We start from the raw sequence: 26,807 nt of genomic DNA on the forward strand, positions 1-26,807 counted from the left end.
GGGGACGCGCACACCGGGGTGTGCGGAAAACGTATGGGGGGACTGCCGGTGTCCGTCGGTGTGCCACACGCTCGGTGGTGTGTCACACGCAGGCGACCGGGCGCGGCGGTCCGCGCCGCCCCAGGGAGTGCGTGAGGATCCGCTCACGGGCGCCGGTGGAATGGTGGGCCGGCACGGCCGGGCGGCGCACCGCCGGGGCCCGGCGCACGGTCACGGCCGCGACGGCGAGCAGCAGCGGCCGGAAGGTGGTCGCGGCCACCGCGCTCAGCAACTGGGCCAGCGCGCGCTCGCCGCGCCGCAGCCAGGCCGCCGCCAGGAGGCCCACGCCGATGTGCGCGCCGAGCAGCAGCCAGGCGGTCGCGGGATCGGCGTCGGCCAGCACGGTCGCCAGCCGGTCGGTCTCGGCGCCGGTCACCCGGGTCAGCGGGGCGGCCACCCCGGCGTGCACGCCGGTCCCGTCGCCGCACAGCACGTCGAAGCCGACGGCGCGCAGCGGGCCCGCGACCGGGCCGCCCGTCCTGCCGTAGCAGACGTGCTGGCCGGTGGTGAAGACCGTGTCGGCGGCCAGCTCCAGCGGGATCAGCAGGGCGGCGATCCGCCCGAAGCCGCGCTCACGCCGTCCGGCCAGGGCGTAGGCGATCAGGAACACGGCGGCGGCGACCGCGGCCACCGTGGGCAGCGGCAGCGGAACCCCGGACAGCAGCACGTGCGACGCGGTGCTGAGCGTCACGACGAGTGCCGTGAACAGCGCCGCGCGTACGGCTCTGAGCGGGGTTCCGGATATGTCCATAGCGATTGAAGAGTGTGTCACGGGGCCCGGTAAGAGACCCCTAAAGGGTTCCTGTGAGAGAGCCGACGGTTACAGACCCGGAATCCGGCCGTTGCGGAACAGGTCGACGAAGGTCTGGTGGTCGGCGCGCGCTCGTGCGCCGTACCGGTGCGCGAAGTCGACCAGGAGGGGTGCGAAGCCCTCCTCGTCGGCGGCGATCGCCGCGTCGATGGCCCGCTCGGTGGAGAAGGGCACCAGGGACTCGCCGGACTGGTCGTCCGCCGCCGCGTGCATGGCGGCCGTGGCCCGGCCCAGGTCGGCGACGACCTCGGCGATCTCCTCCGGTTCGTCGATGTCGCCCCAGTCCAGGTCGACGGCGTACGGCGAGACCTCCGCGACCAACTGGCCCGAGCCGTCCAGCTCGGTCCAGCCCAGCCACGGGTCGGCGTGCGCCTGGAGGGCGCGCTGGGAGATCACCGTGCGGTGGCCCTCGTGCTGGAAGTAGTCCCGGATCGCCTGGTCGGTGACGTGCCGGGAGACCGCCGGGGTCTGGGCCTGCTTGATGTAGATCACGACGTCGTTCTCCAGGGCGTCGCTGTTGCCCTCGAGGAGGATGTTGTAGGAGGGCAGGCCGGCCGACCCGATGCCGATCCCGCGGCGGCCGACGACGTCCTTGACGCGGTAGGAGTCGGGGCGGGCCAGGGACGACTCCGGGAGTGTCTCCAGGTAGCCGTCGAAGGCCGCGAGCACCTTGTAGCGCGTGGCCGCGTCCAGCTCGATGGCGCCGCCGCCCGGGGCGAAGCGGCGCTCGAAGTCACGGATCTCGGTCATCGACTCCAGCAGCCCGAAGCGGGTCAGGGAGCGGGCCACGCGCAGCGCGCCCAGCAGCGGTCCGTCCGCGGTGTCCAGCGTGAACGGCGGCACCTCGTCGCTCTTGGCGCCGGTGGCCAGGGCGCGGATCCGCTCGCGGTACGCGTCCGCGTACACCCGTACCAGCTCGGTGATCTGCTCGTCGCCGAGCGCCTTCGCGTACCCGATCAGCGCGATGGAGGCGGCGAAGCGCTTGAGGTCCCAGGTGAAGGGGCCGACGTAGGCCTCGTCGAAGTCGTTGACGTTGAAGATCAGCCGGCCGGTGGAGTCCATGTACGTGCCGAAGTTCTCGGCGTGCAGGTCGCCGTGGATCCACACCCGGGAGGTCCGCTCGTCCAGGTACGGGCCGCCGCTGTTCGGACCGAACTCCCGATCCGCGGTCAAATCGTGGTAAAAGAGGCATGCGGTGCCGCGGTAGAACGCGAAGGCCGAGGCCGCCATCTTCCGGAACTTCACGCGGAACGCCGCCGGATCCGCGGCCAGCAGTTGGCCGAAGGCGGTGTCGAAGACGGCGAGGATCTCCTCGCCGCGCTCCTCGTTGAGCTGCGGGACCGACATGCCTGGTGCCTCCTGGTGCGGGTGGTGCGTGACGAGTGGAGCGGATCTCCACTCGGACCAACGTTCGAAGGGGTGCGGGAGTGCCCGCGCCCGGGGCCCGCCCCGACACGCGGACCCGCTCCCCGAAGGTACGCGGGGAAACCCTCGGCGTGTCAGTGGCGGGGCATAGACTTCGACGCTGACCCCCGGACTGTCCGCGGCCCGCCGCCAGCCCGTCACCGAGAGCCCTCCCGCCGCCCGACCACCGCCCCTCGACGAGGCGCCTCGCGCCACAGCCCTGATTTGGAGGCCGAACGTGTCCAAGCCGCCGTTCACGCACCTGCACGTCCACACCCAGTACTCGCTGCTGGACGGTGCCGCGCGGCTGAAGGACATGTTCGACGCCTGCAACGAGATGGGCATGACGCACATCGCCATGTCCGACCACGGCAACCTGCACGGGGCCTACGACTTCTTCCACTCCGCGAAGAAGGCCGGGGTCACCCCGATCATCGGCATCGAGGCGTACGTCGCCCCCGAGTCGCGCCGCAACAAGCGCAAGATCCAGTGGGGCCAGCCGCACCAGAAGCGCGACGACGTCTCCGGTTCGGGCGGTTACACCCACAAGACGATGTGGGCGACCAACAAGACCGGTCTGCACAACCTCTTCCGCCTCTCCTCCGACGCGTACGCCGAGGGCTGGCTGCAGAAGTGGCCCCGGATGGACAAGGAGACCATCTCCCAGTGGTCCGAGGGGATCGTCGCCTCCACCGGCTGCCCCTCCGGCGAGGTGCAGACCCGGCTGCGCCTCGGCCACTTCGACGAGGCCCTCCAGGCGGCCGCCGACTACCAGGACATCTTCGGCAAGGACCGCTACTTCCTGGAGCTGATGGACCACGGCATCGAGATCGAGCACCGGGTCCGCGACGGCCTGCTGGAGATCGGCAGGAAGCTCGGCATCCCGCCGCTGGTGACGAACGACTCGCACTACACCTACGCGCACGAGGCCACCGCCCACGACGCCCTGCTGTGCATCCAGACCGGCAAGAACCTCTCCGACCCGGACCGCTTCCGGTTCGACGGCACCGGCTACTACCTGAAGTCGACGGACGAGATGTACGCCATCGACTCCTCCGACGCCTGGCAGGAGGGCTGCGCCAACACGCGCCTGATCGCCGAGATGATCGACGTCGACGGCATGTTCGAGAAGCGCGACCTCATGCCGAAGTTCGACATCCCCGAGGGCTTCACCGAGGTCACCTGGTTCCAGGAGGAGGTGCGCCGCGGCATGGCGCGCCGCTTCCCCGGCGGCGTCCCCGAGGACCGCCAGAAGCAGGCCGAGTACGAGATGGACGTCATCATCCAGATGGGGTTCCCGGGCTACTTCCTCGTGGTCGCCGACTTCATCATGTGGGCCAAGAACCAGGGCATCGCGGTCGGCCCCGGCCGAGGCTCCGCGGCCGGTTCGATCGTGGCGTACGCCATGGGCATCACCGACCTCGACCCGATCCCGCACGGCCTGATCTTCGAGCGGTTCCTCAACCCCGAGCGCGTCTCCATGCCCGACGTCGACATCGACTTCGACGAGCGTCGGCGCGTCGAGGTGATCAGGTACGTGACGGAGAAGTACGGCGCCGACAAGGTCGCCATGATCGGCACTTACGGCAAGATCAAGGCGAAGAACGCCATCAAGGACTCCGCGCGCGTGCTGGGCTACCCGTACGCCATGGGCGACCGCCTCACCAAGGCCATGCCCGCCGACGTCCTCGGCAAGGGCATCGACCTCAACGGCATCACGGACCCCACGCACCCGCGCTACAGCGAGGCCGGCGAGATCCGCGCGATGTACGAGAACGAGCCGGACGTGAAGAAGGTCATCGACACCGCCAAGGGCGTCGAGGGCCTGGTGAGGCAGATGGGCGTGCACGCCGCCGGCGTGATCATGTCCAGCGAGCCGATCGTCGACCACGCCCCGATCTGGGTGCGGCACACGGACGGCGTGACCATCACGCAGTGGGACTACCCGCAGTGCGAGTCGCTCGGCCTGCTGAAGATGGACTTCCTCGGCCTGCGCAACCTCACGATCATGGACGACGCCGTCAAGATGGTGAAGTCCAACAAGGGCATCGACCTCGACCTGCTGTCGCTGCCGCTGGACGACCCCACGACCTTCGACCTGCTCCAGCGCGGTGACACGCTCGGCGTCTTCCAGTTCGACGGCGGACCGATGCGCTCGCTGCTGCGGCTGATGAAGCCCGACAACTTCGAGGACATCTCCGCCGTCTCCGCGCTCTACCGTCCCGGCCCCATGGGCATGGACTCGCACACCAACTACGCGCTGCGCAAGAACGGCCTGCAGGAGATCACGCCGATCCACAAGGAGCTGGAGGAGCCCCTCCAGGAGGTCCTGGCGGTCACCCACGGCCTGATCGTCTACCAGGAGCAGGTGCAGAAGGCCGCCCAGATCATCGCGGGCTACTCGCTCGGCGAGGCCGACATCCTGCGCCGCGTGATGGGCAAGAAGAAGCCCGACGAGCTGGCGAAGAACTTCGTCCTCTTCCAGGAGGGCGCCCGCAAGAAGGGGTACAGCGACGAGGCCATCCAGGCCCTGTGGGACGTGCTGGTCCCCTTCGCCGGCTACGCGTTCAACAAGGCGCACTCGGCCGCGTACGGACTGGTCTCGTACTGGACGGCGTACCTCAAGGCGAACCACCCCGCCGAGTACATGGCCGCCCTGCTCACCTCGGTCAAGGACGACAAGGACAAGTCGGCCGTCTACCTGAACGAGTGCCGGCGCATGGGCATCAAGGTCCTCCCGCCCAACGTCAACGAGTCCATGTCGAACTTCGCCGCGCAGGGCGACGACGTGATCCTCTTCGGCCTCTCGGCCGTGCGCAACGTCGGCACCAACGTCGTCGAGTCGATCATCAGGTGCCGCAAGGCCAAGGGGAAGTACACCTCCTTCCCCGACTACCTGGACAAGGTGGAGGCGGTCGTCTGCAACAAGCGGACGACGGAGTCGCTGATCAAGGCCGGCGCCTTCGACGAGATGGGGCACACCCGCAAGGGCCTCACCGCGCAGTACGAACCGATGATCGACAACGTGGTCGCGGTCAAGCGCAAGGAGGCCGAGGGCCAGTTCGACCTGTTCGGCGGCATGGGCGAGGAACAGAGCGACGAGCCCGGCTTCGGACTCGACGTCGTCTTCGGCGAGGACGAGTGGGACAAGACCTACCTGCTCGCCCAGGAGCGGGAGATGCTCGGCCTCTACGTCTCCGACCACCCGCTCTTCGGTCTGGAACACGTGCTGTCCGACAAGGCCGACGCGGGCATCTCCCAGCTCACCGGCGGTGACTTCGGCGACGGCGCGGTCGTCACCATCGGCGGCATCATCTCGGGCCTCCAGCGCAAGATGACCAAGCAGGGCAACGCCTGGGCCATCGCCACCGTGGAGGACCTGGCGGGCTCCATCGAGTGCATGTTCTTCCCGGCGACGTACCAGTTGGTGTCCACCCAACTCGTCGAGGACGCCGTGGTGTTCGTCAAGGGGCGCCTGGACAAGCGGGAGGACGTGCCGCGGCTGGTCGCGATGGAGCTGATGGTCCCCGACCTGTCCAACGCGGGCACCAACGCCCCCGTGGTCCTCACCATCCCCGCCACCCGGGTCACTCCGCCGATGGTCAGCCGCCTCGGCGAGATCCTCACCCACCACCGGGGCGACAGCGAGGTGCGGATCAAGCTCCAGGGGCCGACGAAGACGACGGTGCTGCGCCTGGACCGGCACCGGGTGAAGCCCGACCCGGCCCTGTTCGGCGACCTGAAGGTGCTGCTCGGGCCGTCCTGCCTGGCGGGCTGAGCGCGCGAGGCGCCGAAGCGGCCCGAGGGGCGTACCCGTTGCCGGGTACGCCCCTCGGGCGTCGGGCCGCAACGGCCCGTCGTACGGGTGTCAGTTGTGGCCGAAGCGCTTCTGCCGCTTGCGGGAGGCGACGTCGCCGGGTGTGAGCTGCGGGGCGTGCTGCTCCTCGCGGTCCATCACGGACGACTCGGCGGTCTGCTGGGCGCGCTCGGCCCGGGGCTGCTTACGATCACGGTTCTTGTTCTTGGCCATGGTGATCTACCTCCTGAGGGGGATCTGGGGACCAGGACCGGAACCAGATTCACACAGGCCAACAAAGAACGCATATCGGGTAATTACCGTCCGTGACGCGGCTCGCCCCGGGTGCGGTGGCGGACGGCCGGTGCGAAAACGCCACGCCGAAGATCCAGTTCGGGCCGTTAACCTCCGCGTGGTCGGGCAGACTCGAAGGAAGCCCGAAGCAAACCTCCCGGAAAGAGGGTGGATCGCGTGGACCGCTGCATCGTCCTGGTGGACGCCGGGTATCTGCTGGGGGCCGCCGCCAGTCTCCTCGCCGGGGAGCCCTCGCGCTCGCGCATCACCGTCGATCACGCCGCCCTCATCCAGGGGCTTCGCGATCGCGCCGAGTCCGACACGCAGCAGCCCCTGCTGCGCATCTACTGGTTCGACGGCGCCCCCGACCGCGTCCCGCAGCCCGAACACCGCCGCCTGCGGGTCATGCCCCGGGTCACGGTGCGACTCGGCGCCCTCACGCGCAGTGACGGCCGCTGGGCGCAGAAGGGCGTGGACGCCGCCATGCACGCCGAGCTGACCGAGCTGGCCCGCAACCGCGCCTGCTCCGACGTCGTCCTGGTGACCGGCGACGGCGACCTGCTGCCGGGCATGATGGCCGCCAAGGAACACGGCGTCGCCGTCCACCTGTGGGCCGTACAGGCCGCCGACGGCGACTACAACCAGTCCGAGGACCTGGTCGCCGAGGCCGACGAACGGCGCGTCCTGGACCGTGCGTGGATCACCAAGGCCGTCCGCGCCAAGGAACTCGGCGGGATCTGCGCGCCGCCGCCCGTGCCCCGTCCCGAGATCGCGGCGATCCTCTCCGCGCCGCTGCCCGAGTCCGCCCTGTCCGCGGCCGCCGAGCGGCCCGCCGAGGAGCCGGAGCACCCCACGACGACCGGCGCCGCGCGCAACGGCACCGAGGAGCGCGTGCCGCCGGCCAAGGGCGTCCCCACCCCCAAGGACCTCGCGGCCCTGCGCGCCCCCGGCCCGAACCCCGCGCCGCACCCTCCGACCGCCACCCTGCGCTGGTCCTCGGACAAGGGCTGGGTCGACCGGTCCGGCGCCGAGCCGCCCGAAGCCGTCTCCCTGCCGACGCTGGCCCAGCTCACCACGGCCGAGCAGCGCTGGGCCGACCGCGAGGAGGACATCACCACGGTCGGCGGCGATCCGTACGAGGTCGGGCAGGTCTTCGCCCGCCGCTGGCTGGAGCGCCTCGGCGACCACGGTCACCTGCAGAAGCTGTCCGGGATGTACCCCCGCATCCCGCACCGGGTCGACGGGGAGCTGCTGCGCTACGCGGCCCGCTTCGGGCTGCTGGCCCACAAGGACGACCAGATCGACGAGCACGACCGGTACGCGATCCGGGCCGGGTTCTGGCGGGAGATCGACGTCCGGACGGCGACCGAACGCACCCCGGTGGCGGATTGAGGCCCTCCGGGACCAGCCCGGCCTTCCCCGGCTGAATCGACACTTATGGGCGGACCCGAGGGCCGGGCGGAGGGACGGACCCCGTACTCTCGTCCCTTGTGAGTACGCGCGCGGCACAGGCACTACGACCCGGTGGCGATGCCGTGTGCGTGGTGCGCGGACTGACCAAGACCTACCCGGCGGTACGCGGCCGGCGCGGCGTTCCCGCCACTGACGAGGTGCGGGCCACCGACGACGTGAGCCTGGAGATCCGCCGCGGTGAGATCTTCGGACTGCTCGGGCCGAACGGCGCCGGCAAGTCCACCCTCGTACGCCAGCTCACCGGGCTGATGCGGCCCGACCGCGGCAGCGTGGAGATCCTCGGGCACGACATCGTGCGCCACCCGGAACGGGCCGCGCGGATCCTCGCCTACCTCGGGCAGGAGTCCAGTGCCCTGGACGAGCTGACCGTGTCGCTCGCCGCCGAGACCACCGGGCGGCTGCGCGGCCTCGAAGTGCGGCGGGCGCGCGCCGAGCGGGACGCCGTCCTCGAGGAGCTGGGGCTGACCCCGCTCGCCGCCCGCCCGATCAAGAAGCTCTCCGGCGGACAGCGCCGCCTGGCCTGCTTCGCCGCCGCACTGGTGGGGCAGCGCTCACTGCTCGTCCTGGACGAGCCGACCACCGGCATGGACCCGGTGGCCCGGCGCGCGGTGTGGGGGGCCGTCGACCGGCGGCGCGCCGGGAGCGGCACCACCGTCCTGCTCGTCACCCACAACGTCATCGAGGCCGAGACCGTACTGGACCGGGTCGCCGTCCTCGACCGGGGCCGGGTGATCGCCTGCGACACGCCCTCCGGACTCAAGGAGAAGGTCGCCGGAGAGGTCCGCGTCGACCTGGTGTGGCGCGAGACGGCCCCGCTGCACGTTCCCGAGGTCGCCGCCCTGCGCGACCGCGCCGCCGAGTCGGGGCGCCGCTGGACGCTGCGGCTCGCTCCCGAGGAGGCCCGCGCCGTCGTCGCCACCGTCACCGGCGGCGCCGCCTTCGCCGCCCTGGACGACTTCACCCTCGCCACGCCGAGCCTGGAGGACGTGTACCTGGCGCTGGGCGGCGCCGCGCGACAGGGACTGGTGAGGGCTTGAGCACCAGAACGGTGAGTACACCGGCCGCCGTATCCGTACCCGTCAGGGCGACCGCTTCGAAGGACCCCACCCGAAACTTCGAAGGACCCAACGAAGGGGAGCACCGCGACGTGAGTGTCGTACCCGCCGATGTCCTGCCGGGCGGTGCCCTGGCCGCCGAGGAGCAGGGCGCAGCCGGCGCGGCCGAGCTCGGGCCCAAGGCGCGGCTGTGGCCCTCCCTGGTGGCCGTGTACCGGGCGCAGCTCTCCCGGGCGCGGGTCGCGCGCATCCCGCTGCTGTTCGTGGCCACCTTCCAGTCGATCGGCATCATGATCCTGATGCGCGGGGTCGTGGACGGCGGCGGCGAGGCGCAGGCCGTGGTCGCCGGGTCCGCGGTGCTCGTGGTCGCCTTCGTCGCGCTCAACCTCCTCGCCCAGTACTTCGGCCAGCTCCGCGCCAGCGGCGGGCTCGACCACTACGCGACGCTGCCGGTGCCCCCGGCCGCGGTCGTGCTGGGCGCGGCGGGCGCGTACGCGTCGTTCACCGTGCCGGGGACCGTGGTGACGGCGGTGTTCGGGTGTCTGCTGTTCGGGCTGCCGATGACGCATCTGTGGGTGCTGGTGGCCGTGATCCCGCTGGCCGGCGCCGCGCTCGCCGGGCTGGGGGCGGCGCTGGGCCTGCTCGCGCCCCGGCCCGAGTTCGCCACGTTGCTCGGCCAGCTCGGCATGTCGGCGGCGCTGCTGCTGGGCGTGCTGCCCGCCGAGCGGATGCCGGAGGTGGTCCGCCTGGCGCGGGACCTGCTGCCCTCCACGTACGGCGTCGAGGCGTTCGCGCGCACGTTCGGTCGGCAGCCCGACTGGGCCTTCGTCCTCGGCGATCTCGCGGTGTGCGCCGTGGTCGGAGTGATCTCGCTGGCCGTCGCCACCTGGGCGTACCGCCGGGCCGCCGTCCGGTGACGCGCCACACAGGCGGGTTTGGCACGATGGCAGGGTGACCGCGCCTCTGACTCCGCCACCGCCACCGAACGAACGCTCGTCGTACCAGGGCGGGCCGGTGCCTCCGCCCGTCGGCGCGCACGCCGTGGGTGCCGCGCCCGGCGCCCCGCACGACCACCACGGCGAACAGGACGGCCCCGGGATGTTGACCGAAGTGCGTCAGGCCGCCGTGACCGTCGTGGCGTTGGCGCTCTCCGGTGTGCTGCTGGGTGTGCTGTGGTGGAAGCTGGCACCGAGCGTGCCGCTGGTCGGCGATCTGGTCGACGACAGGTGGATCGTCTACCTCAAGGAGTCCGAGAGCGAGGACACGGTCGGCGTCGACGGCACGTTCACGCTGCTCGCGTTGGCGTTCGGGGCGCTCAGCGCCCTGGTCGTCTTCCTGCTGCGGCGGCGCGGGGGCGTGCCGCTGGTGGTGGCGCTGGGCGTCGGCGGGCTGCTCGGGTCGCTGCTGGCGTGGCGGGTGGGCGTGTGGCTGGGGCCCGCGCAGGACGTGATCGCCCACGCGAAGGACGTCGGCAAGGGAGTGACGTTCTCCGCGCCGCTGAAGCTGAGCGCCAAGGGGGCGCTGCTGGCGTGGTCGGTGGCGGCGCTGGTGGTCCACCTGGGGCTGACGGGGCTGTTCGGGCCCCGGGATCCGGAGCCCGATCCGTGGCCGGGACCCCAGCGGTATCCGGCGGGGCCGTACGGGGAGAAGTCGGCGTAGGCCCCGACCTGATCCGAACGACGACCCTGGGCGGGGCGGCGGTCATGGTCGGCCCTGCCCTTTCGGGTGCGCCACCCGCGCTCGCGGGTTCTCTCGGACATGTCCTGCCTGATCGGCCGAGAACGGCGCGTTCGTCGAGGGGTCAAGCGCGGCCGACGGGCGCCAGGGTGGCGTCGGTCAGCTTGGCCAGATCGTCGGGGGAGACTTCGACCTCCAGGCCGCGGCGGCCCGCCGACACGCAGATCGTGGCGTGGCCCGGGGCGGACGCGTCCAGGACCGTCGGGAGCCTCTTGCGCTGGCCCAGGGGGGAGATGCCGCCCCGCACGTAGCCCGTGGTGCGCTCGGCCAGCGCCGGGTCGGCCAGCGCCGCGCGCTTGCCGCCGACCGCGGCCGCCAGCGCCTTCAGGTCCAACTGGCCCGCCACCGGCACCACGGCGACCGTCAGCGCGCCGTCGACGTCCGCCACCAGCGTCTTGAAGACCCGTTCGGGCGAGACGCCCATCGCCTCGGCCGCCTCCTCGCCGTAGGACGGGTGGGTGGGGTCGTGCTCGTACGCGTGGACCGTGTACGTCACCCCGGCCGCCGCGAGGGCCACCGTCGCCGGGGTGCCGCCGGACTGCTGCTGCTTCTTCGGCTTCTTCGCCATCCGGGCCAGTACCTCAGTTGAGACTCGTCGGGCCGCGCGTCAGCTCAGACGCCGGCAACGACGGCAGCGTACGGATGATGGCCGTCTCGGCGCGAAGGAGTTTCAGCTCGTCCCTCAGGCGGGAAGCGGTGTCCGGGGCCTGGAGCAGACGCTGCTTGGTCGGCGTGTCCAGCATCATCGCCGCGGCGACCAGGTACGAGACCACGCCCGGCTCGTCCGGCAGTTCGGCGCCGGTCGCCAGCGATCGCTCGCGCGCTCCCGCCAGCCGCTTCTGGTACTGCCGGAAGGAGCGCAGCACCCCCTCGGCCAGCGCCCCCGCCTCGTCGCCGGGGTCCTCGGACAGCGGCTCCAGCTCGGCCGTCAGGAAGGGGCCCGAGGCATCCACCGAGAGCAGCCGCACCCGGTTCGTGCCGGTCGCCAGCACCTCGAAGGTGCCGTCGGCGCGTTCGCGGATCGTCGCCGCGTCCGCGATGCAGCCCACCTTGTGGAACGCCTTCACCGGGTCGTTCCCGAACCCGGCCGTCGGCCCGCGCTCCAGCGTCGTCGTCGGGTCGGGCAGGCCCGGCGCGCTCTGGGCGACCTCGTAGCCGTCGCGGATCGCCACGACGGCGAACCGGCGCGGTTCGTCCTCGGGGGTCTTCAGCAGCTCGCTCATCATGGCGCGGTAGCGCTCCTCGAAGATGTTGAGCGGCAGCACCAGCCCCGGGAAGAGGACCGAGTTCAGGGGGAAGAGGGGAAGCCGGACGGTGGTCACGACGCAGAAGCCTAATGGTCGCCGGGGCGGACGCGACCTCCGTGCCCACTTCGTGGATGGCCCGAACCTGTCACCCGGGCCCGGAGGCCAGCGCCGCACGGACGTCCGCGCGCACCTGGAGGAAGCGGCCGAGCGGGTCGTCCGCGTCCCGGTCCCAGGGGAAGGAGGTCACGTACGGGCCGGTCAGGTGTAGCTGCTCCGCCGCGTCCTGGTGGCGTTCCAGGCGCACCAGGACGTACGTCAGGAGGTTCCGCAGCTCCGCCGGACACGGGTCGGCCGCGGGGTGGGCTGCCGAGAGGACGATGGCGCGGTCGGCCGCCGCGTCCAGGCGGGCCCGGTGCGCTCCGGCCGCGGCGCCGCCGTCGTCCGTAGTCAGGCACGTGAAGGCCGCCCGTACCGGCAGCGCCCGCACGAGCGCGTCCTCGGGCGCGTCCTGCGCCGCCGTCTCGGCGAAGTCCAGGCACTCGCGGTGGGCGGCGGGCGAGGCGGCGGCCAGGTACTCCAGGGCGGCGACGTGGCAGCCGTAGTGGTGCGGGGAGCGGCGGACCGCCTGCGCCCACAGCCGCTCGAACTCCGCGTGTCCGGCGTGTGCGCCCCGAGCGGCGTCCAGCGCGGTCCGCCACGGCACCGGGTCGGGTCCGGCGGCCTCGGCGGCGGCCGTGACCGCGGGGGCGACCTGGCGCAGGAGTTCGACGCGGGCCGGCGAGTCCCAGTGGCGGTCCACCGTCAGGCGGGCCGCGACCAGCAGGGCGTCGGGGTCGTCCGGGGCGGTGGCGCGCCAGCTCTCGAGCCACTCGTCGCGGGAGCGCGCGAAGGCGGCGAGCCGGGTCGCGTAACGGTCGCGGACCTCCCACTCGGCCCGCTCGCGGGTGCCGGCGAGGAGGCCGGCCGCGGGGGCGTGCTCGCCGCGGGCCGCCGCGACCAGCGCGGGGGCGAGGCGGTCGTCGGGGGCGTCGAGGAGCACCTCGTCGTCTGGGGCGGGCCGTGACGTCCGGGAGCGGGCCCGGGCCGCCGTCCGGAGGAGGGCGCGCAGCATGGCCAGTACGACGGCCGACGGTTCGCGATGGTTGTGCGGCTCGGCTTCGCCTTCGGCCGTTCGTGTTCCCACCCGCGTCGCCCCGGCGGCCCCTGCCCCGGGGTGGCTGCTATCCGGGCAGGCGGGTCTCCGTCGGGTGGGGAGTCCCGCGGGGTGGGGGAGTCTCCGGGGCGGAGGGCTCGCGGGGGCGGGGTGTGTCCCGGACTGGGTTTTTGCTCGGGGTGGCTGCCTATCCGGGCAGGCGGGTCTCCGTCGGGCGGGGGTCCCGCGGGGTGGGGGAGTCTCCGGGGCGGAGGGCTCGCGGGGGCGGGGTGTGTCCCGGACTGGGTTTTTGCTCGGGGTGGCTGCCTATCCGGGCAGGCGGGTCTCCGTCGGGTGGGGAGTCCCGCGGGGTGGGGGAGTCTCCGGGGCGGAGGGCTCGCGGGGCGGGGTGTCGTCTCCGGACTGGGTTTTTGCTCGGGGTGGCTGCCTATCCGGGCAGGCGGGTCTCCGTCGGGTGGGGAGTCCCGCGGGGTGGGGGAGTCCCCGGGGGCGGAGGGCCCGCGGGACGGGGTATCGCCTCCGGACTGGGTTCCTGCTTCGGGATGGCTGCTATCCGGGCAAGCGGCCCCCTTCGGACGGAGAGCCCTGCGGACGGGGAAGCCCCCAGACGGAGAGCCCGCGGGACGGGGGGAGTCCCCGGACAGGGCCCTTGCCCTCGGCAGGGTTCGCCCCCGGCAGGGTTCGCCCCCGGGACAGCGCCCGCCCCCGGCAGGGTTCGCCCCCGGCAGGAAACCGGTGCACTCGCCCTCAGCTACGGCGGAGCAGCCGTGTCGCTCCCGCCGCGACCGTCGTCGCCAGGACCCAGCCGAGCAGGATCAGGGCCGTCGCCAGCCACTGCCAGCCGTCGTGGAGCTGCCAGGAACCGGCCTGGCCGAGGTCGATGACCGGCAGCAGCAGGTCGAGGGCGAAGAGGGCGGGATTCCAGTCCGGATGCTCGCCGCTCTTCAGCGGTGGCGGGTCGGCGCGGGCGAAGGCGAGCGAGCCGGCCGCCCACAGCACCGCCATCCACACCGCCGCCCGGCCCGGCCGGTAGCCGTAGGCGACCGTCCAGTCCTGCGCGTACCCCACCAGCTTCGCGGCCGGCGGCAGGCTCTCGCGGCGCCGGCGATGCTTGGCGAGCAGCACCTCGCGGGCGTCCTCGTCCTCACCGCCGGCCCGCAGCACCGCGGCGAGGCGCTCGTACGGCTCCGGGTGGTACTCGGCGGTCGCGGCGCTCACCCACCGCAGCCGCTTCTGCAGCGGGAACGGCCCCCGCGGCACCAGGTTCTCGTAGGCGAAGCCGCCCATGTGCAGCCGGCCCGGGCCCGGCCAGCTATCCGCCCGGTCCATCAGGTTGACCACCCGCGCCCCCGACAGCACCACCCGCCCGCGCGCCGGCCGCTCGCCCAGGAACCGCAGCTCGGGCGTCTGCACCCGGCGCAGCGACAGCTCCTGGTCGTCGGTGAACGTGAACCGGGCGTGCTCGAAGTCGAGGGCGTCGCCGAACCGCCCGTCGTCCAGCCGCACCCCGCCCTCGCACTCGAAGCGCTGGATCCGCGTGCCCTGCGCCGGAGTGGTGCCCCGCAAAAGCGGGCTGCCCAGGCCCGCCGGGGTCAGGTACAGGGTGCGCTCCACCGTCAGTTGCGGGGCGTTCAGCGCGTGCCGCGTGTACGGGTTGAGGAGCCGGGCCCCGCGCAGGCTCAGCGAGACCCCGACCTGGGCGCTGCGCAGACTCACCTCGCCGTACGACTCCAGCATCTCGGCCTGGAGGTCCTGCCCGACGGTCATGCCGTCCGCGGCGATGGACCGACCACTGCGGTCCCGGTGCACGATCGCCTGGTTGAGCAGCAGGTCGGTGCCTATCTGCGCGTCGGTCAGCCGGATCCCGGCCCGGAACCGGCAGCGCGGCAGATGCAGGTCGCCCTCGGTCTGCAGCCGGGCCGCCTCCAGCCGCGGCACCGCGCAGTCCACCAGCCGCACCGTCGTGAAACGGGTCTCCGGCAGCAGCACCTCCCGCTCGAAGCGGCAGCCTCGCAGCTCGACGTAGGGCACCACCGTGCCGCCCGCGAGATCCATCGTGTCGCTGATCCGCACGCCCACGAGCTGCAGTGAGGACACCCGGCCCGCCAGCGCCGGCGGACCGTCGAGAAGCAGCCAGCACACGATGCGGGCCCGCACCGTCCGCTCCGGCCCCCACGGCTGCCCGCCGTGCGGGTCGTCGACCAGCGCGTCGCCGCTGCTCAGGTCGTACACGCTGCCGTTGCGGAAGGCCTGCCACATGCCCGCCTCGGTGGCGGTCAGGTCGTCCGGCAGCTCTCCGTCACGGTGGCCGGCCCCCTCGGTCACGGTGCTTCACTCCCTCCCCAACTACTCGCCGGTCGCTCACACTTCGTACAACCGTTCATGCCCACTGAGTGACGTGGCGAACACTCAAAGTGAGCACGATCTGCCGGATCCCGGCCGGGGCCGCCGGGGCCGTCGCGTTCTGTATCAGCCATTGATACGCGCGGACGGTGTCCGACGCGGGTCTGAGAGAATTGGTTCCGTGATCTCCCGAATCGATCTGCGCGGCGACGCCCTCCCCGAGGGCCCCGCCCTGCGCGACCTGCTGCCCCGAGCCGACTTCGACGTCTCGGCCGCCCTGGAGAAGGTGCGTCCGATCTGCGAGGCCGTGCATCATCGTGGCGACGCGGCGCTGATCGACTTCGCCGAGCAGTTCGACGGCGTCCGGCTCGACCGGGTGCGGGTTCCGGCCGCCGCGCTCACGCGCGCGCTGGAGGAGCTCGACCCGGCCGTGCGCGCCGCCCTGGAGGAGTCCGTCCGCCGTGCCCGCCTCGTCCACCGCGAGCAGCGCCGTACGACGCACACCACCCAGGTGGTGCCCGGCGGCTCGGTCACCGAGAAGTGGGTTCCGGTCGAGCGGGTCGGTCTCTACGCGCCCGGCGGACGGTCGGTGTACCCGTCGTCCGTGATCATGAACGTCGTGCCCGCGCAGGAGGCCGGCGTCGAGTCGATCGCGCTCGCCTCGCCCGCGCAGGCCGAGTTCGACGGGCTCCCGCACCCCACGATCCTCGCCGCCTGCGCCCTGCTCGGCGTCGACGAGGTGTACGCGGCCGGCGGCGCCACCGCCGTCGCGATGTTCGCGTACGGCACCGAGTCCTGCCCGCCCGCCAACATGGTCACCGGCCCGGGCAACATCTGGGTCGCCGCTGCCAAGCGCTACTTCACCGGGAAGATCGGCATCGACGCCGAGGCCGGCCCGACCGAGATCGCCGTCCTCGCCGACTCCACGGCCGACCCGGCGCACGTCGCCTCCGACCTGATCAGCCAGGCCGAGCACGACCCGCTGGCCGCCGCGGTCCTGGTCACCGACTCCGCCGAGCTCGCGGACGCGGTCGAGAAGGAGCTCCAGCCGCAGGTCGAGGCCACCAAGCACATCGAGGACCGCATCCGCCCGGCCCTCGCCGGCCGCCAGTCCGCGATCGTCCTGGTCGACGGCCTGGACGAGGGCCTGCGCGTCGTCGACGCCTACGGCGCCGAGCACCTGGAGATCCAGACCGCCGACGCGGCGGCGCTGGCCGACCGCGTGAAGAACGCCGGCGCGGTCTTCGTCGGCCCCTGGGCGCCCGTCTCGCTCGGCGACTACGCGGCCGGGTCCAACCACGTGCTGCCCACCGGCGGCTGCGCCTGCCACTCCTCGGGCCTGTCCGTGCAGTCCTTCCTGCGCGGCATCCACATCGTCGACTACACGCGCGACGCCCTCGCCGAGGTCGCGCACCACGTGGTGACGCTGGCGGAGGCGGAGGACCTGCCCGCGCACGGCGCGGCGATCAAGGCGCGGTTCGACTGGAAGGTTCCGGACGGCAAGTGACAGGCATCGACGATCTCCCCGTACGGGACGAGCTGCGCGGCAAGTCCCCCTACGGCGCGCCCCAGCTCGACGTGCCCGTACGGCTGAACACCAACGAGAACCCCTACCCGCTGCCCGAGGCACTGGTCGAGCGGATCACCGAGCGGGTCCGGGCGGCCGCCCGGGACCTGAACCGCTACCCGGACCGGGACGCGGTCGAGCTGCGCACCAAGCTCGCCGAGTACCTCACGGACACCTCCGGGTACGCCCTGGACGTGCGGAACGTGTGGGCGGCCAACGGCTCCAACGAGGTCATCCAGCAACTGCTGCAGACCTTCGGCGGGCCGGGCCGCACCGCGATCGGCTTCGAGCCGTCGTACTCGATGCACGGCCTCATCGCGCGCGGCACCGGCACGGGCTGGATCTCCGGCCCGCGCCACGAGGACTTCACGATCGACGTCCCCGCCGCCGAGAAGGCGATCGCCGAGCACCGTCCGGACGTCGTCTTCATCACCACTCCCAACAACCCCACCGGCAACGCGGTCCCGGCCGAGACGGTCCTCGCCCTCCACGCGGCCGCGCAGGCCGCCAAGCCCTCGATGGTCGTCGTGGACGAGGCCTACATCGAGTTCAGCCACGGCGCCTCGCTGCTGCCGCTGCTGGAGGGCCGGCCCAACCTCGTCGTCTCCCGCACGATGTCCAAGGCGTTCGGCGCGGCGGGCCTGCGCCTGGGCTACCTCGCCGCGCACCCGGCCGTCGTCGACGCCGTCCAGCTCGTACGGCTGCCGTACCACCTGTCGGCCGTCACCCAGGCGACCGCGCTGGCCGCCCTGGAGCACACCGGCACGCTGCTGAAGTACGTCGAGCAGCTCAAGACCGAGCGGGACCGGCTGGTCGCCGAACTGCGCGCCGCCGGCTACGAGGTGACCGAGTCCGACGCGAACTTCGTCCAGTTCGGGCGGTTCGCCGACTCGCACGCCACCTGGCGGAAGATCCTCGACCGGGGCGTCCTGGTCCGGGACAACGGCGTACCGGGATGGCTGCGGGTGACCGCCGGCACCCCGCGGGAGAACGACGCGTTCCTCGATGCGGTACGCGAACTGAAGAAGGAACAGGAGCAGAGCGGATGAGCCGCGTCGGGCGCGTGGAGCGCACCACCAAGGAGACCTCGGTCCTCGTCGAGATCGACCTCGACGGCACCGGCAAGACCGACATCGCCACCGGTGTCGGCTTCTACGACCACATGCTCGACCAGCTCGGCCGGCACGGTCTGTTCGACCTGACCGTGAAGACCGACGGCGACCTGCACATCGACTCCCACCACACCATCGAGGACACCGCCCTCGCGCTGGGCGCCGCCTTCAAGCAGGCCCTCGGCGACAAGGTGGGCATCTACCGCTTCGGCAACTGCACGGTCCCGCTGGACGAGTCCCTCGCCCAGGTCACCGTCGACCTGTCCGGCCGCCCCTACCTCGTGCACACCGAGCCCGAGAAGATGGCGCCGATGATCGGCGAGTACGACACGACGATGACCCGGCACATCCTGGAATCCTTCGTCGCCCAGGCACAGGTCGCACTGCACGTGCACGTGCCGTACGGGCGCAACGCGCACCACATCGTGGAGTGCCAGTTCAAGGCGCTGGCCCGGGCCCTGCGCTACGCCTCGGAGCGCGACCCGCGCGCGGCCGGCATCCTGCCTTCCACGAAGGGCGCGCTGTAACCCATGAACGGTACGTCCACCGCACTGATCGTCGTCGGCCTGTTCTTCGTCGGCGGCATCATCTCCTTCGCCAAGCAGCAGATGCCCAAGGGCCTGATCGTGCTGCTCTCCATCGGCGCCGCGATGTGCCTGTTCGCAGGCGTCCTGAGGCTGGAGGTCTGGAATTGACCGGCAAGCGGGTCGTCGTCTTCGACTACGGCTTCGGCAACGTCCGTTCCGCCGAGCGCGCACTCGCGCGCGCGGGGGCGGACGTCGAGATCACCCGTGACTTCGACAAGGCCATGAACGCCGACGGGCTGCTGGTCCCGGGCGTCGGCGCCTTCGCCGCCTGCATGCAGGGTCTGCGGGCCGCGCGCGGCGACTGGGTCGTCGACCGCAGGCTGTCCGGCGGGCGCCCGGTGATGGGCATCTGCGTCGGCATGCAGATCCTGTTCGCGCGCGGCGTCGAGCACGACGTGGAGGCCGAGGGCCTGGACGAGTGGCCCGGCACCGTCGGACCGCTCCAGGCCGACGTCGTGCCCCACATGGGCTGGAACACGGTCGAGGCACCGGCCGGCTCTCAGCTCTTCGCCGGCCTGGACGCGGACGCCCGCTTCTACTTCGTGCACTCCTACGCCGTCCACGAGTGGACCCAGGAGTCGCACAACCCGCTGATCGCCGCCCCCAAGGTCACCTGGTCCACGCACGGCAAGCCCTTCGTCGCGGCCGTGGAGAACGGCGCCCTGTGGGCCACGCAGTTCCACCCCGAGAAGTCCGGCGACGCCGGAGCCCAGCTCCTCACCAACTGGATCGAGACCCTGTAGAGATGAGCAAGCTCGAACTCCTCCCCGCCGTCGACGTCCGTGACGGCCAGGCCGTCCGCCTCGTGCACGGCGAGTCCGGCACCGAGACCTCCTACGGCTCCCCGCTGGAGGCCGCCCTCGCCTGGCAGCGGTCGGGCGCCGAGTGGCTGCACCTGGTCGACCTGGACGCCGCGTTCGGCACCGGGGACAACCGCGAGCTGATCGCCGAGGTCGCGAAGGCCATGGACATCAAGGTGGAGCTGTCCGGCGGCATCCGCGACGACGACACCCTCGCCGCCGCGCTCGCCACCGGCTGTACGCGCGTGAACCTCGGCACGGCCGCCCTGGAGACCCCCGACTGGGTCGCCAAGGTCATCGCCGAGCACGGCGACAAGATCGCGGTCGGCCTGGACGTACGGGGCACCACGCTCCGGGGCCGCGGCTGGACCCGCGACGGCGGCGACCTCTACGAGACGCTGGACCGCCTCGACAAGGAGGGCTGCGCCCGGTACGTCGTCACCGACATCGCCAAGGACGGCACCCTCCAGGGCCCCAACCTCGAGCTCCTGAAGAACGTCTGCGCGGCGACCGACCGCCCGGTCGTGGCGTCCGGCGGCGTGTCGTCCCTGGACGACCTGCGCGCGATCGCCGGTCTCGTCCCGGCCGGTGTCGAGGGGGCCATCGTCGGGAAGGCCCTGTACGCGAAGGCGTTCACCCTGGAAGAAGCCTTGGAGGCTGTGTCGCCATGACATCCGAAGCCGTACGGCGCGTGCAGAGCGGAAGTCCCTGGGAAGAGTCCTTCGGTTTCGCACGGGCCGTGGCGGCGGGTGATCAAGTCATCGTGGCGGGCACGACCGCCTTCAAGGGCGACCTGCTCTACGGCGACGGCGACCCGTACGAACAGACCAAGGTGGCCTTCGCCACCGCGGTCGAGGCGATCGGCGAGTTCGGGCTGGGCATCGAGTCCGTGATCCGGACCCGTGTGTATCTGGCACATTCGCGGGACGTCGACGAGGTGGGCCGCGCCCACAAGGAGCTGTTCGACTCCGTACGCCCGGTCACGACCCTGCTGGTCGTGGAGGGATTCATGGACTCGCGAGTCCTGGTGTCGGTGGAGCTCGAAGCATTCAGAGGACAGTAAGAGGCATCGAAGGAGCCGTGGATTCATGACCCTGGCGGTCCGAGTCATCCCCTGCCTGGACGTGGACGACGGCCGGGTCGTCAAGGGCGTCAACTTCCAGAACCTGCGCGACGCGGGCGACCCCGTCGAGATGGCCAAGGTGTACGACGCCGAGGGCGCCGACGAGCTGACGTTCCTGGACATCACCGCCTCGTCGGGCGACCGCGAGACGACGTACGACGTCGTGCGCCGCACCGCCGAGCAGGTGTTCATCCCGCTGACCGTCGGCGGCGGCGTGCGCACCGCCGACGACGTCGACAAGCTGCTGCGGGCCGGAGCGGACAAGGTGGGCGTGAACACGGCCGCCATCGCCCGCCCCGACCTGATCCGCGAGATCGCCGAGCGCTTCGGCCGCCAGGTGCTGGTCCTGTCGGTCGACGCCCGCCGCACCGACGCGGGCACCTTCGAGGTGACCACCCACGGCGGCCGGCGCGGTACCGGCATCGACGCGGTGGAGTGGGCGCACCGCGCCGCCGAGCTGGGCGCGGGGGAGATCCTGCTGAACTCGATGGACGCGGACGGCACCAAGGACGGCTACGACCTGGAGATGATCGCGGCGGTCCGGGGGCACGTGTCCGTCCCGGTCATCGCCTCCGGCGGCGCGGGCCGCCTCGCCGACTTCCCGCCGGCCGTCGAGGCGGGCGCGGACGCGGTGCTGGCGGCGTCCGTCTTCCACTTCGGTGATCTGCGGATCGGTCAGGTGAAGGAGACGCTGCGGGGGGCGGGACACCCCGTCAGGTGAGGCCCGGGCAATGCGAAATGAAAGTTGCGCAATGAATATTGCGCAACTTTCATTTCGTAACCTACCGTGAGGGCGTGGCGAGCCGGGAGAACCACTCCATCACTGATCTGGGCACCCTCAAAGCGCTGGCGCACCCCCTGCGCATGCAGCTCTACCGCAGGCTGTGCGTGGCGCGCACGGCGACCGCCTCGCAGCTCGCCCAACAGGTCGACGAGGCCGTCTCCCTGGTCAGCTACCACCTTCGCCAACTGGCCGAACACGGACTGGTCGAAGAGGCCGAGCCGCAGAGCGCGGACGGCCGGGAGCGCTGGTGGCGGCCCGCCTCGCAAACGGTGAGCATCCGCGACGAGAACTTCCGCGACGCCCCCGAGCGGGTCGCCGCCCACCTCGCGGCCACCCGGCTCTTCCACGAGCAGCGCGCCGGCATGTACCGGCGCTACCTCGACGAACGCCCCGCCTGGGGGCCCGAGTGGAACTCCGCCGCCCCCGACAACGAGTCCCTGCTGCGGCTGACCCCCGCCGAACTGGCCGAACTGGGCGCGGAACTGCTCGCCCTGGCGCAGAAGTACGACGAGAAGGGCCGTGCGGCCGAAGCCGCCGGCGACACCGAAGGACGCGAGAACGTGGCGCTGCACGTGTACGGGTTCCCGTTCCGTGTCTGAGGGGAGCGCGTCCGCGCCGGACACGGTCATACCCCGGACCGCCACCGCCACCGCCACCGCCACCACCGCCGCTGTGCCCGCCCACCGCGACGGCAACGTCCTGCGCTGGGTCGCCGCCTACACCGCCTCCATGGTCGGTGACACGGTCTTCTTCCTCGCGCTGTCCTGGGCCGCCGTGCAGAACGGCACCCCCGCGCAGGCCGGCCTCGTCACGGCCGTCAGCGCGGTGCCGCGCGCGCTGCTCATGCTGGGCGGCGGCGTGGTCGCCGACCGGCTGGGGCCCAGGAAGGTCGTCATCGGCAGTGACGCCGTACGGTGCGCGGCCGTGCTCACCGTCGCCGCGCTGCTCTTCGCCACCGACCCCGGACTCTGGCTCCTCGCCCTGCTCGCGGTCGTCTTCGGCACCGTCGACGCCCTCTTCCTGCCCGCCGTCGGGGCGCTCCCCGCCCGCATCACCGCCAAGGACCAGCTCGCCCGCGTCCAGGGCATGCGCGGCCTCGCCGTGCGCTTCGCCGCCGTCGTGGGCGCTCCGCTGGGCGGGCTCGGCGTGGCGGTGGGCGGCGCGGCGGCCGCCTTCGCGTTCGCGGGACTGCTGATCGCCGTGTCGGTGCCGCTGCTGATCTCCGTACGGATGCGCGAGCTGCCACCCGACGACGCGACCGCCCCGGCCGCCGCGCCGGACACCACCGCGTGGCGGGACCTGGTGGGCGGGCTGCGCTACATCCGCCGGCACCGTGTCCTCGGCCCGCTGATGGTCGCCATCGCCCTCGGCGACCTCGGCTTCGTCGGCCCCCTCAACGTCGGCCTGACCCTGCTCGCGGACGAACGCGGCTGGGGCGCCTCCGGGATGGGCTGGGTGCTCGCGGGATTCGGCACGGGGGCGGGCGTCGCCGCCCTGCTGCTGACCGTGCGCGGGCGCCTGCCGCGCGCCGGGTGTGTCGCCGCCGGTGCCATCATCCCCGGCGCGGCCGCGATCGGGACCCTGGCACAGGCCCCCGGACTTCCGGCGGCCGTGGGTGTCGCGGTGATCATCGGGCTGCTCACGGGGCTCAGCGGCGCCATGTGCGGGGCCCTGTTGCAGACCCAGTCCGAACCCGCATACCTGGGGCGCGTCACCGCGGTCGGCGGAATCGTCAGCCTGGGCATCGCACCGCTGAGCATGCCGCTGTCCGCCGCCGCCATCGGCGTCTGGGGCACCGGCCCGGTCTTCGCCGTCAGCGGCGCGGTCTGCGCGCTCGGCGGGGTGGTCGCCCTGTGCGCGCCGGGCGTACGGCGGGCCGAACTGCCGAAGTAGCGGCCCGGCCCCCGCCCGCCGCCCCTCGCCCTCGGAGCCGGGCTGCGCGGATTCCGGGCTGCGCGATCCCCGTGCTGCGCGACTTGCGGGCTACTCGTTCCCCGAGCTGCTCAGATCCCCAGTTGCCTGGTCTCGTGCAGCTTCGAGATCGCGTCCTTCTCGCCCTCCAGCTCCACCTTCGCGGCACTCTGCCGGCCGTAAGCGAACAGCAGCAGCTCCGACGGTTCGCCGGTCGCCGTCACCACCGGCGTACCCCGGTGGGCGACCGCCGTCTGGCCGTTCGGGCGGCGCAGCACCAGGCCCGTCGGGACGCCCCGGCCCATCAGGCGGGCGGCGCGCTCCAGGCGCGACCACAGGGCGTCCTGGAAGACCGGGTCCAGCTCGCGCGGCGACCAGTCCGGCTGGGCACGGCGCACGTCCTCGGTGTGGACGTAGAACTCCACCGTGTTCGCCGCCTCGTCGACCTGCTTGAGCTGGAACGGCGAGAACCGCGGCGGGCCGGTGCGGATGAGCTGGAGCAGCTCCTCGTACGGTTTGGCGCCGTACTCCTCCATCACCCGGTCGAGCCGGGACGCGAGCTGCTTGATCAGGGTGCCCCCGGCGGCGTCCGGCCGGCGCTCGCGCACCACCACGTGCGCGGCGAGGTCGCGGGTCCGCCAGCCTTCGCACAGGGTCGGGGCGTCCGGACCCGCCGTCTCCAACAGGTCGGCGAGCAGAAGTCGTTCACGCTTGGCGAAAGTCGACATGCGGTCAGCCTACGGCGGCCGGCCGGGTCCGCCCAATGGACAGGCCCGTGGCGTGTCCGTCCCGCGCGGCACAATGGGCGCATGACCAGCAGCTCCCCCCGGCGCCCCAGCCCGCTCCCCCCGGAGATCGCCGACCGCCTCAAGCGCAGCGCCGACGGCCTCCTGCCCGCCATCGCCCAGCAGTACGACACCGGGGAGGTGCTGATGCTCGGCTGGATGGACGACGAGGCGCTGCACCGCACGCTGACGACCGGACGCTGCACCTACTGGTCGCGCAGCCGTCGGGAGTACTGGGTCAAGGGCGACACCTCCGGACACTTCCAGTGGGTGAAGTCCGTCGCCCTGGACTGCGACGCCGACACCGTCCTGGTCAAGGTCGACCAGGTCGGCGCCGCCTGCCACACCGGGGCGCGCACCTGCTTCGACGCCGACGTGCTCCTCGCGGACGGCGTCGACGGCGCGGTCTCCGGCACACCCGGCGCGGATCAGTAGGGTCTGCCGAATGGACGACATGGACGTCATGGACCTCGAGACCTTCCGCAAGCTGGCCGCCGACCGCCGGGTGATCCCGGTCAGCCGCAAGCTCCTCGCCGACGGCGACACCCCGGTCGCGCTGTACCGCAAGCTGGCCGCCGAACGCCCCGGCACCTTCCTGCTGGAGTCCGCGGAGAACGGCCGCACGGCGTTCCAATGGTCCCGGTACTCCTTCGTCGGCGTCCGCAGTGCCGCCACCCTCACCGAGCGGGACGGACAGGCCCACTGGCAGGGCACCCCGCCCGTCGGCGTCCCCACCGACGGCGACCCGCTGGCCGCCCTGCGCGCCACCGTCGAGGCCCTGCACACCCCGCGCGACCTCGCCCACGACCTGGGCCTGCCACCCTTCACCGGCGGCATGGTCGGCTACCTCGGCTACGACATCGTGCGCCGCCTGGAGAAGGTCGGCCCGGGGGAGCGCGACGACCTGCGACTGCCCGAGCTGACCATGCTGCTCACCAGCGACCTGGCCGTCATGGACCACTGGGAGGGGTCGGTCCTGCTGATCGCCAACGCGATCAACCACAACGACCTGGAGACGGGCGTCGACGAGGCCTACGCCGACGCGATCGCCCGCCTGGACGCGATGGAGGCCGACCTCGCGCGCGCGGTGGCCCAGCCCCCGGCCGCGCTGCCGCCCTCCGAGCTGCCCGAGTACACCGCGCTGTGGGGCGGCCCCGACTTCCAGGAGGCCGTCGAGGACATCAAGGAGCGCATCCGCGCGGGCGAGGCCTTCCAGGTCGTGCCCTCCCAGCGCTTCGAGACGCCCTGCACCGCGAGCGCGCTGGACGTCTACCGGGTACTGAGGGCCACCAACCCGTCCCCGTACATGTACCTGCTGCGCCTCGACGGCTTCGACGTCGTCGGATCGTCTCCCGAGGCGCTGGTCAAGGTCGAGGACGGGCGGGCCATGGTCCACCCCATCGCCGGCACCCGGCCCCGCGGCGCCACCCCGCAGGAGGACCAGGCCCTCGCCGACGAGCTGCTCGCCGACCCCAAGGAGCGCGCCGAGCACCTCATGCTCGTCGACCTCGGCCGCAACGACCTGGGGCGGGTCTGCGAACCCGGCTCGGTCGAGGTCGTCGACTTCATGTCCGTCGAGCGGTACTCGCACGTCATGCACATCGTCTCGACGGTCACCGGACGGGTGGCCCCGGGGCGGACCGCCTTCGACGTCCTCACCGCCTGCTTCCCGGCCGGCACGCTCTCCGGCGCGCCCAAGCCGCGCGCCCTGCAGATCATCGACGAACTCGAACCGTCCCGGCGCGGCCTGTACGGCGGCTGCGTCGGCTACCTCGACTTCGCGGGCGACTCCGACACCGCCATCGCCATCCGCACGGCGCTGCTGCGCGACGGCACGGCCTACGTCCAGGCCGGCGCCGGGGTCGTCGCCGACTCGGACCCGGTCGCCGAGGACACCGAGTGCCGCAACAAGGCGGCGGCGGTGCTGCGTGCGGTGCACACGGCCAACCGGCTGGGGCGGTAGGGCGATCCCGCCGGGGCGGTAGGGCGATCCGGCCGGGGCGGTAGGGCGGTCAGGCCGGGGCGGTAGGGCGACCCGGCCGAGGCGATGGGGCGATTCTCACGCCGGCCGATCCGAACCCCGGGTGACGGTTCGCCCGGGGTTCGGGTGATAGTGGAGTACGTGACAGCCGTTCCTCACCCCCGTACCCCAGCCGCAGGACCCGCCCGGGCCGGCCGCCGGAGCCTCGCCGCCGCCCTGCTGTGCGGCGCGCTCGGCGCGGCCGTCGTCCTGCTCGCCACCCGGCAGGAGTGGGCGGAGGGCACCGCGACCGTGGCCGGCGGCGCGTTCCCGCTGACCGCCAAGGGCAGCGACGTCACGGGCGTACCCGCGGCGCTCGCCATAGTGGGCCTCGCCGCGCTCGTCGCCGTCTTCGCCGTCCGGCGCGCCGGCCGGTTCGCCGTCGCCGCCCTGCTCGCGCTGAGCGGCGCGGGCACCGTCGCCGCGGCCCTGGCCGGCGCCTCCGACAGCTCCGCGCTGGACGACCAGGCCGCGAAGGCCGCCGGCGACACCTCGGCCACCGTGGAGGCCCTCTCCCACACCGCCTGGCCGTACGTCGCCGCCGTGGGCGGCGGCCTGCTCCTGCTGGCCGGGCTGCTCGCCCTGCGCTACGGCCGCCTGTGGCCCGCGATGTCCGGCCGCTACGAGCGCGACGGCACCCCGCGCCCGCGCCGCAAACCCCAGACCGTCGATCCGGACCGCCCCGAGGACCTCTGGAAGGCCCTCGACCGCGGTGAGGACCCGACCGGCGCCTGACCGGCGGCTGCCCGCGGGCCCGCGGGCACCC

Annotated in this window: 26 protein-coding genes; 18 read left to right on the forward strand and 8 right to left on the reverse strand. The window is 72.5% G+C overall.

What is annotated here, in order from left to right; all coding sequences use genetic code 11:
• Positions 1–82 precede the first annotated feature (82 nt).
• Both B1H29_RS27005 and B1H29_RS27010 read right to left on the reverse strand, forming a co-directional pair.
• Positions 83–790, reverse strand: a complete 708-nt coding sequence (locus tag B1H29_RS27005) for a hypothetical protein (protein WP_055416463.1) — start codon at positions 788–790, stop codon at positions 83–85.
• Positions 791–859: 69 nt separating this feature from the next.
• Positions 860–2,197 (reverse strand): DUF2252 domain-containing protein, encoded by a 1,338-nt coding sequence (locus tag B1H29_RS27010; RefSeq protein WP_055416462.1) that lies wholly within the window; start codon positions 2,195–2,197, stop codon positions 860–862.
• Between the two features lie 295 nt (positions 2,198–2,492).
• Here B1H29_RS27010 and dnaE point away from each other — a divergent pair, with 295 nt between their 5' ends.
• Positions 2,493–6,032, forward strand: a complete 3,540-nt coding sequence (dnaE, locus tag B1H29_RS27015) for a DNA polymerase III subunit alpha (protein ID WP_055416461.1) — start codon at positions 2,493–2,495, stop codon at positions 6,030–6,032.
• Positions 6,033–6,122: 90 nt separating this feature from the next.
• On the opposite strand, the gene B1H29_RS27020 is transcribed toward dnaE, so the two are convergent.
• Positions 6,123–6,284 carry a hypothetical protein gene (locus B1H29_RS27020; protein WP_079160490.1) on the reverse strand — a complete coding sequence of 54 codons (162 nt, stop codon included), beginning with the start codon at positions 6,282–6,284 and terminating at the stop codon, positions 6,123–6,125.
• 237 nt (positions 6,285–6,521) lie between these two features.
• Here B1H29_RS27020 and B1H29_RS27025 point away from each other — a divergent pair, with 237 nt between their 5' ends.
• From B1H29_RS27025 to B1H29_RS27040, 4 genes are all read left to right on the forward strand, one after another.
• Positions 6,522–7,736 (forward strand): NYN domain-containing protein, encoded by a 1,215-nt coding sequence (locus tag B1H29_RS27025; RefSeq protein WP_055417689.1) that lies wholly within the window; start codon positions 6,522–6,524, stop codon positions 7,734–7,736.
• A 143-nt stretch (positions 7,737–7,879) separates the two neighbouring features.
• On the forward strand, positions 7,880–8,854 hold the full coding sequence (locus B1H29_RS27030; RefSeq protein ID WP_055416460.1) for an ABC transporter ATP-binding protein: 975 nt from the start codon (positions 7,880–7,882) through the stop codon (positions 8,852–8,854).
• 110 nt (positions 8,855–8,964) lie between these two features.
• On the forward strand, positions 8,965–9,789 hold the full coding sequence (locus B1H29_RS27035; protein WP_055416459.1) for an ABC transporter permease: 825 nt from the start codon (positions 8,965–8,967) through the stop codon (positions 9,787–9,789).
• Positions 9,790–9,823: 34 nt separating this feature from the next.
• Positions 9,824–10,531 carry a hypothetical protein gene (locus B1H29_RS27040; protein ID WP_055416458.1) on the forward strand — a complete coding sequence of 236 codons (708 nt, stop codon included), beginning with the start codon at positions 9,824–9,826 and terminating at the stop codon, positions 10,529–10,531.
• Positions 10,532–10,673: 142 nt separating this feature from the next.
• On the opposite strand, the gene ybaK is transcribed toward B1H29_RS27040, so the two are convergent.
• From ybaK to B1H29_RS27060, 4 genes are all read right to left on the reverse strand, one after another.
• Positions 10,674–11,177, reverse strand: coding sequence for a Cys-tRNA(Pro) deacylase (gene ybaK / locus B1H29_RS27045; protein ID WP_055416457.1), 504 nt, complete (start codon positions 11,175–11,177; stop codon positions 10,674–10,676).
• Positions 11,178–11,190: 13 nt separating this feature from the next.
• Entirely contained in the window at positions 11,191–11,931 is a 741-nt protein-coding gene (locus B1H29_RS27050) for an LON peptidase substrate-binding domain-containing protein (protein ID WP_055416456.1), read from the reverse strand.
• A gap of 70 nt (positions 11,932–12,001) precedes the next feature.
• Positions 12,002–13,039, reverse strand: a complete 1,038-nt coding sequence (locus tag B1H29_RS27055) for a hypothetical protein (RefSeq protein ID WP_324610962.1) — start codon at positions 13,037–13,039, stop codon at positions 12,002–12,004.
• Positions 13,040–13,756: 717 nt separating this feature from the next.
• Positions 13,757–15,334: a hypothetical protein gene (locus B1H29_RS27060; RefSeq protein WP_055416455.1), complete on the reverse strand. Its 1,578-nt coding sequence runs from the start codon at positions 15,332–15,334 to the stop codon at positions 13,757–13,759.
• 199 nt (positions 15,335–15,533) lie between these two features.
• On the opposite strand from B1H29_RS27060, the gene hisD reads away from it, so the two are divergent.
• The 10 genes from hisD (at position 15,534) to B1H29_RS27105 (ending at position 23,218) form a co-directional block, all read left to right on the forward strand.
• Positions 15,534–16,859: a histidinol dehydrogenase gene (gene hisD, locus B1H29_RS27065; protein WP_055416454.1), complete on the forward strand. Its 1,326-nt coding sequence runs from the start codon at positions 15,534–15,536 to the stop codon at positions 16,857–16,859.
• Entirely contained in the window at positions 16,856–17,968 is a 1,113-nt protein-coding gene (locus B1H29_RS27070; RefSeq protein ID WP_055416453.1) for a histidinol-phosphate transaminase, read from the forward strand. The genes hisD and B1H29_RS27070 overlap by 4 nt, the downstream gene beginning before the upstream one ends.
• On the forward strand, positions 17,965–18,558 hold the full coding sequence (gene hisB, locus B1H29_RS27075) for an imidazoleglycerol-phosphate dehydratase HisB (RefSeq protein WP_055416452.1): 594 nt from the start codon (positions 17,965–17,967) through the stop codon (positions 18,556–18,558). The genes B1H29_RS27070 and hisB overlap by 4 nt, the downstream gene beginning before the upstream one ends.
• 3 nt (positions 18,559–18,561) lie before the next feature.
• Entirely contained in the window at positions 18,562–18,726 is a 165-nt protein-coding gene (locus tag B1H29_RS38655) for a hypothetical protein (RefSeq protein WP_055416451.1), read from the forward strand.
• Positions 18,723–19,361, forward strand: a complete 639-nt coding sequence (gene hisH / locus B1H29_RS27080) for an imidazole glycerol phosphate synthase subunit HisH (RefSeq protein WP_409350891.1) — start codon at positions 18,723–18,725, stop codon at positions 19,359–19,361. Before B1H29_RS38655 ends, hisH begins: the two co-directional genes overlap by 4 nt.
• A 2-nt stretch (positions 19,362–19,363) precedes the next feature.
• A complete protein-coding gene (gene priA, locus B1H29_RS27085; RefSeq protein ID WP_055416450.1) occupies positions 19,364–20,089 on the forward strand; it encodes a bifunctional 1-(5-phosphoribosyl)-5-((5-phosphoribosylamino)methylideneamino)imidazole-4-carboxamide isomerase/phosphoribosylanthranilate isomerase PriA in 726 nt (241 codons plus the stop codon).
• Positions 20,086–20,481, forward strand: coding sequence for a RidA family protein (locus B1H29_RS27090; RefSeq protein WP_055416449.1), 396 nt, complete (start codon positions 20,086–20,088; stop codon positions 20,479–20,481). The genes priA and B1H29_RS27090 overlap by 4 nt, the downstream gene beginning before the upstream one ends.
• A gap of 25 nt (positions 20,482–20,506) precedes the next feature.
• Positions 20,507–21,262, forward strand: a complete 756-nt coding sequence (gene hisF / locus B1H29_RS27095; RefSeq protein WP_055416448.1) for an imidazole glycerol phosphate synthase subunit HisF — start codon at positions 20,507–20,509, stop codon at positions 21,260–21,262.
• Positions 21,263–21,336: 74 nt separating this feature from the next.
• The gene (locus B1H29_RS27100; RefSeq protein WP_055416447.1) at positions 21,337–21,924 is read left to right on the forward strand and encodes an ArsR/SmtB family transcription factor; all 588 of its coding nucleotides are present in this window, start codon (positions 21,337–21,339) and stop codon (positions 21,922–21,924) included.
• Positions 21,917–23,218 (forward strand): MFS transporter, encoded by a 1,302-nt coding sequence (locus B1H29_RS27105; protein WP_107095213.1) that lies wholly within the window; start codon positions 21,917–21,919, stop codon positions 23,216–23,218. The genes B1H29_RS27100 and B1H29_RS27105 overlap by 8 nt, the downstream gene beginning before the upstream one ends.
• A 110-nt stretch (positions 23,219–23,328) precedes the next feature.
• Here the strand turns inward: B1H29_RS27105 and B1H29_RS27110 are convergent, their stop codons facing one another.
• Positions 23,329–23,964, reverse strand: coding sequence for a TIGR03085 family metal-binding protein (locus tag B1H29_RS27110; protein ID WP_055416446.1), 636 nt, complete (start codon positions 23,962–23,964; stop codon positions 23,329–23,331).
• Positions 23,965–24,045: 81 nt separating this feature from the next.
• On the opposite strand from B1H29_RS27110, the gene hisI reads away from it, so the two are divergent.
• From hisI to B1H29_RS27125, 3 genes are all read left to right on the forward strand, one after another.
• The gene (gene hisI, locus B1H29_RS27115) at positions 24,046–24,456 is read left to right on the forward strand and encodes a phosphoribosyl-AMP cyclohydrolase (protein WP_055416445.1); all 411 of its coding nucleotides are present in this window, start codon (positions 24,046–24,048) and stop codon (positions 24,454–24,456) included.
• 28 nt (positions 24,457–24,484) lie between these two features.
• Complete coding sequence (locus tag B1H29_RS27120) at positions 24,485–25,984, forward strand: anthranilate synthase component I (protein ID WP_055417685.1); 1,500 nt, start codon at positions 24,485–24,487, stop codon at positions 25,982–25,984.
• Between the two features lie 150 nt (positions 25,985–26,134).
• On the forward strand, positions 26,135–26,776 hold the full coding sequence (locus tag B1H29_RS27125; RefSeq protein ID WP_055416444.1) for a TIGR02234 family membrane protein: 642 nt from the start codon (positions 26,135–26,137) through the stop codon (positions 26,774–26,776).
• The last annotated feature ends 31 nt before the right edge of the window (positions 26,777–26,807 follow it).

Source organism: Streptomyces pactum (assembly GCF_002005225.1).
GTDB classification, from domain to species: Bacteria; Actinomycetota; Actinomycetes; order Streptomycetales; family Streptomycetaceae; genus Streptomyces; species Streptomyces pactum_A.